The sequence below is a fragment of the Mariniflexile ostreae genome (genome assembly GCF_042427585.1).
Lineage (GTDB): Bacteria > Bacteroidota > Bacteroidia > Flavobacteriales > Flavobacteriaceae > Pseudalgibacter > Pseudalgibacter ostreae.
On sequence record NZ_JBHMFC010000058.1, the window covers coordinates 1 to 5667 of the forward strand.

Below are 5667 nucleotides of genomic sequence, written 5' to 3' on the forward strand. Positions count from 1 at the left end.
GCTAGACACCGAAGGTAATTATTTAAGGTACTTTTGGCTTTACCATTGATGGAAAAGCTTTGCTCCAATTTGGCCTGAAGCGTACTGAAGCCTGCGACTTCCTCAAAAGCGCGCTCAGCAATGGTCTTACTTTTTTTTAAACATGATTATAGATTTAAAAATTTAGCTACAAATTAATAAATCTCTTACATTTACAAAAAGGAAAGACGTACTGAAGTTTTCAGGAGGGCTTCCGACCGGTAGGGAGGATTCGTTCAACAACGTGTATATAAAAAATAGCGTAAGTCATTGCTAACACTAAGGCTTGGGCATTTTTGGAAAGTCGCCAAATTTTTAAATTTGACAAATTCCCAAAAATAAAATAATTAGTAAATTTAAAAATTCGGCTTGTGTATAATCCGAAAATTAGTGTCTGTTTTCAGCGCTACTTTCCATATACGAGACGTTAGGCATCAGGCAAAAAAGACAATTCTATAAAAAAAACCATCAAAACACATTGAAGATGTGATTATATCACTACATTTACATCTCAAAACAACTAAGAAATGCTAATTAGATTCACAACTGAGAATTTCCTGTCATTTAGAGAGAAACAAGTCTTTTCTATGATCCCAGGAAAGGGATCTCTTAAATCACATCATAAATCAAAGTCAATAAAAGGTGTGTCAGCACTAAAAGCTGGCGTAATCTATGGTGCAAACGCGTCAGGAAAATCCAATTTAATTAAGGCTATTGATTTTGGAAAAATGACAGTCTTAAAAGGAACTAAACCGGAACAACCTATAAGCACAAACTTCTATAAATTAGACAAAAAATTCCTAAAAAAACCGTCTTATGTAGAATATGAAATCCAACACAAAGGAAAGAATTATGCGTATGGTTTTATTTTAAATTCGAAAGAAATTATTGATGAATGGCTTTTTGAAATTGGTAAATCAGGAGAAACCAAAATTTTTGATAGAAAGAATACAACAACATATGATTTAGATTTTCTTTATAAAAAGAATAAATTAAATGAGGAGAAACAATTTTTAGAATTTACAGCTAAAGGAACGCCAAGGAATCAACTTTTTCTAACACAAATTAGAAATACAAATGTTTCTGATAACGTCTCAAATATTACTGACATCTTGAATGTAATTGACTGGTTTCAAAATGCGCTCACGGTTATTTATCCTGGCACAAAAAACATCAGTAAAAAATTCGAATTACATAAAGACACTAATCTTCAACAGGTATTCAATGAAATGCTTGACTATTTTGATACAGGTATTGATGGTATTGAATTCAAAGAAGTCGATTTTGAAAAAATGGATATTCCATCGGAAGTTAAAGAAGATATAAAGAATGATTTATTTAGTCAAAAATCTGAAAAAACTAGTGCGTTTCTTTCAAATCCCCAAGATGATAAATACTATGTTATATCAAAAATTGATGAAACAACAGTTCAAGCCAAGCTTCTTAAAACCAAGCATAAGGTTATTGGTGGAGAATTTGAACTTTTTGATCTGAAAGATGAATCAGATGGCACAAGAAGGATTATGGATTTAATCCCTTTAATTATCGATTTCTTTAGTGGTGGTAATGTTTTTATTGTTGATGAGATCGAAAGAAGTTTACATCCGAACTTAGTTAAAGATTTATTTGAATTTATATTAGATAAATGCGATGATATTAATAGTCAGCTTATAGTTTCTAGCCATGAAGCTACTTTATTAACTCAAAAACTTCTTAGAAAAGATGAAATATGGTTTGCTGTTAAAAATAAAGATGGAGCGACCCAACTTCATTCTCTCGAAGATTATAATGTGCGTTTTGACAAAGAAATAATGAAGGATTATTTACTTGGACGTTTTAAGGGTATCCCAAAACTTGGAAGTAAGAATCAATTAACCTTTTTACCAATTAAAGATCATTAAATGTCAAGAGAACCTATTCCGTTAGTACGTCAAGGTGGATTCAGAGAAGCTGAAAAGATGTTTATTTTGTCCTATGAAGGGAAAGTTAGTGAAAAGAAATATTTCGAAGACTTTAGAAGTTCTGAGATTTTTAATGGCAATGGTTTAATTGAAATAATTTCTTTAAAAAGACCTGCTAATCGAGGTTCTGACCCAATCAGTGTAAAAAAACTTCTTCAAGAAGCTAAAAAAGAATATCGCTTCAAAGACACAGACGAATTTTGGTTAATAATCGACAGAGATGACTGGGAAGAAATCCATAACCACAATTTTGATAAGCTTGTAGACGATTGTAAAAAAGAAGATAATTTCTTCTTAGCTATGAGTAATCCTTGTTTTGAAATTTGGTTAATACTTCATTTAAAAGATATAAATGAGTATGATGAATCTGAAAAGCAAAAACTAATATCAAATGACAAAATTAGTAACGCCAAAAATTATATTGATATAGTTCTAGGTGAAATTAAAGGAAGAGGATATAATAAAAGGCCTAACCCAAGGTTTTTTTTACCTTTAACAAGAATGGCCATTAATAGAGCCAAAGAACTTAATAATGAAAATGAAGAATACCCAAAGAAATTAGGGACACACATTTACAAATTGATTGAAAAATTAATCATAAACGACTAATGCCCGAATGCCTAATCGAGTAGACGGGTGACGACTTAAAAGTCGTCACTGCGCCTCTCACACCACCGTATCCTTCGACTTTGCTCAGGACAGGCCAAGGGGTCTCGTATACGGCGGTTCACCAAATTGAAGTTTGCGTATTATTAATGTAATCTAACAAAGGTTTATACCCTTTTCGTTTAAGTCTAGAAACTGTAATAGTAGTCTTTAGAATAGGACTTTACTCAAGATTATATTTAAAATTTGGATTTCGTGATATGCTTCGCAGTTGAGCTACTGCCCAGCCTCCCATTCTGGTGCGACTCCAAGCATAGGCTTGTCCTGCTTCTATACCTAATTGAATTAGGTTTTTACGTTTCCTCTCTAGCTTTTTCCAATCATGCCAAATACAATAGCGTAACCGATTTACTCATTTCTTTTCTATTTTATTTTGGTATTCGTGATTCGTTTTACTTAATTCTTAACCACTCATCTAGCTTTTTTACTTTTGCATAGATGTTCGTTAAGTGGTAATTATTCATCCAGCCTCGACAGACTTGATTAAGCCGTTCCAGACGTTCGAATAACGACATGGGTTTGGTTTTCTTGGTAATACTTTTTAGGTTACGTTTAAACTTTGCCCAACTTTTCTTAGCTACCACTAATGCATATTGCCCTTTTACACCCTTTTTATAGACAGGTACAAAACCATGCCCGAGTAGCTCAAAGTTTACAGGTCTGCGGATGCCACTTTTGGCTTTATTTATAGGGAGTTTCAATCGGTCTCTTAAAAAGACAAACAGTTTATTTCCTATAGTTTTTGCCTCGCTTTTGCTTTTAGCGTAAACACTAAAGTCGTCTGCGTAGCGAACATGACGCAAGCCCATACTTTTCATTTCTTTGTCCAAGACATCTAACATAATGTTAGATAATAAGGGACTAATGGGGCTACCTTGAGGGATACCTTTCCTGCGCTTTTTGAGTGTTCCATCTATTAAGATGGGCGCTCTTAACCATTTTCGGATTAATCTCAAGGTGGTTGGACATTTTACTTTGCGGTAAATAAGTTGAAGTAAGATACAGTGGTCTACTTCATCAAAGAACCCTTGTAAATCAATATCTACAATATCTTGGTAACCATCATTGATGTAACCTTGTGCTTGTAATACTGCTTTTTGGATGTTCTTTTGTGGACGAAAACCATAACTAACGGGCTCAAAATCATATTCAAAATGAACCATTAATTGTTGGCTTACCGCCTGTTGTAGCCACCTATCTACTACCGTTGGTATTCCTAATAATCGGGTTTTACCCTGTCCTTTTGGAATGTTTACCCCTAATATTGAATTTGGCACATAGCTATTTGTGCGAATTGTAGATAATATAAGCGAACGATTTTCTAATATGTATGCCGAAAGTGACGTTGTTTTCATACCATCTACGCCACTCGCACCTTTATTGCGCTCCACTTGGCGTGTTGCCTTAAAAAGATTTGTTGCTGATAATACCTGTTCAATCATAGATTCAATAATTCGTGTACTCCTGTTGGTTTAAAACTAGGCTAGCTAGGCATCCTAATCGAATTCCAACGTAATTTAATGTTCTATCCTTCCTTACCCGTGAGGCCTGTACAATTCTTGTTGCACCTCGTTTCCTGTAAGTATTATGACTTCTGCTGACTTCTCCAAATAACCAACTCGTAGTTGTCCCTCACGCCAGCTGGCTCGTTCACTAAAAATGTCTGCCAGACATTTTCTTTACGCTCCGCCCTCCAGGTAATGACATCTTCTTTCCCTCAATTCCTGCCGTATCTACATACTTACCCTTTTGTTAATCTTGAGGCGTTACAATGATGTGCTTGCTTACCCAAGTAAATATGCCTCTGTATACGATTTCTGCTTGGCCTGTCCTGAGCGTAGACGAAGGGGCAGTACCGAGTTTTGTAGTTTCGCTTCCTTCAGATAAAACCTCACGATTTTCACCCTTGCGACTTACTAATGCTTCAAGACGTTACTCCTGCGCATAAGGGACTTGCACCCTATAGATTAATTATTTACCTTTCCGTAAATAAAAGATGCCCATGCTGGGCACACACACCATATATAATTTATTGCTGGCTTTTTGCTTACTTACGAAAATCCTCGCGGATTTTCTTTGTCTGTAATTATTTACTAAATTAGTTGCTTAAACCACGCAACAAACCATATATAAACACGTTAGCTTTCATTGAAAAAAACTTACGGAAAATCCAAATTAAATATGTTGGAAAGTATTTATATTGAGCTTTACAATCCTACAAAAAAAGATTAAAATGAAAATTATTAAATGGTTGTCTATTTTAGTTTTTACAGCAATTATTATCGTTGCTTTTCATTGGATTGGCTTAATTTTCATTTTCTCTCACGGAGCAGGATCCGGAGGAACTGGGCTTATTAAGTCATATAAATTCAATTTAAAAACAAAGAATATCAAAACGGAATTTGATAAAACATTTGATAAAAATAAAATCCATTTTCGAGATTCAGTTGTAGATAATAGCTATAGAGGATTTTTCAATGAAAGTCTTATAATTATTAATTTGAAAAAGCACAATATGGAATATATCGTTGAATCACCTATTGGTAGTGACAGTCTCTATTTTTATTTAATTTACATTAATGGTAAAATAGATGATGACTTTGGATGGTTTTTTTATGATAAATATAAAGCAATTAAATTATTTGAAAAAGAAATAATAGAACCCTTATCTGAAAAATATAAAAGAATTGAGTAATTTCTAACGACCGTAAAAAAAATAGAAAAACATCAGACTTTTAGCTCATTTACGGTATCGAAATCTGAATAAAAAATAGTAAACGGACTTTAGCAAGTTTCCGAATTGTTCACTCACGGATTTAAAAATCTTTGCGGAATAAAACGCTGACAAAACTCATTCAAACTCTGAAAAATGAAATTAGCAACTGAATTTAATCTGACAGAAAAAAACAACGAAAAGCTAATAACTAAGAATTCGTTTTGCCGATAGGCCAAAAATGAATTCTGTGTTGACGAATCCGGTTGATTTGCCGTACTATGGGTAAAACGATGTATTTAGGGAAGG

At 33.7% G+C, this 5667-nt stretch carries 4 protein-coding genes; 3 read left to right on the top strand and 1 reads right to left on the bottom strand.

What is annotated here, in order from left to right; genetic code table 11:
- The first annotated feature begins 605 nt into the window (after positions 1–605).
- Together ACFFU9_RS10670 and ACFFU9_RS10675 are read left to right on the top strand one after the other, a co-directional pair.
- Positions 606–1919: an AAA family ATPase gene (locus ACFFU9_RS10670; protein ID WP_379861427.1), complete on the top strand. Its 1314-nt coding sequence runs from the start codon at positions 606–608 to the stop codon at positions 1917–1919.
- The gene (locus tag ACFFU9_RS10675; protein ID WP_379861428.1) at positions 1920–2588 is read left to right on the top strand and encodes an RloB family protein; all 669 of its coding nucleotides are present in this window, start codon (positions 1920–1922) and stop codon (positions 2586–2588) included.
- 449 nt (positions 2589–3037) lie between these two features.
- On the opposite strand, the gene ltrA is transcribed toward ACFFU9_RS10675, so the two are convergent.
- Positions 3038–4087 (bottom strand): group II intron reverse transcriptase/maturase, encoded by a 1050-nt coding sequence (gene ltrA, locus ACFFU9_RS10680; protein ID WP_379861429.1) that lies wholly within the window; start codon positions 4085–4087, stop codon positions 3038–3040.
- A 791-nt stretch (positions 4088–4878) separates the two neighbouring features.
- Here ltrA and ACFFU9_RS10685 point away from each other — a divergent pair.
- Complete coding sequence (locus ACFFU9_RS10685; RefSeq protein WP_379861430.1) at positions 4879–5340, top strand: hypothetical protein; 462 nt, start codon at positions 4879–4881, stop codon at positions 5338–5340.
- Positions 5341–5667 lie beyond the last annotated feature (327 nt).

Excerpts from the sequence above, each read along its gene's own strand:
- ACFFU9_RS10670 (WP_379861427.1), top strand. The coding sequence starts at position 606 with ATGATCCCAGGAAAGGGATCTCTTAAATCACATCATAAATCAAAGTCA.
- ACFFU9_RS10675 (WP_379861428.1), top strand. The coding sequence starts at position 1,920 with ATGTCAAGAGAACCTATTCCGTTAGTACGTCAAGGTGGATTCAGAGAA.
- ltrA (WP_379861429.1), bottom strand. The coding sequence starts at position 4,087 with ATGATTGAACAGGTATTATCAGCAACAAATCTTTTTAAGGCAACACGC.
- ACFFU9_RS10685 (WP_379861430.1), top strand. The coding sequence starts at position 4,879 with ATGAAAATTATTAAATGGTTGTCTATTTTAGTTTTTACAGCAATTATT.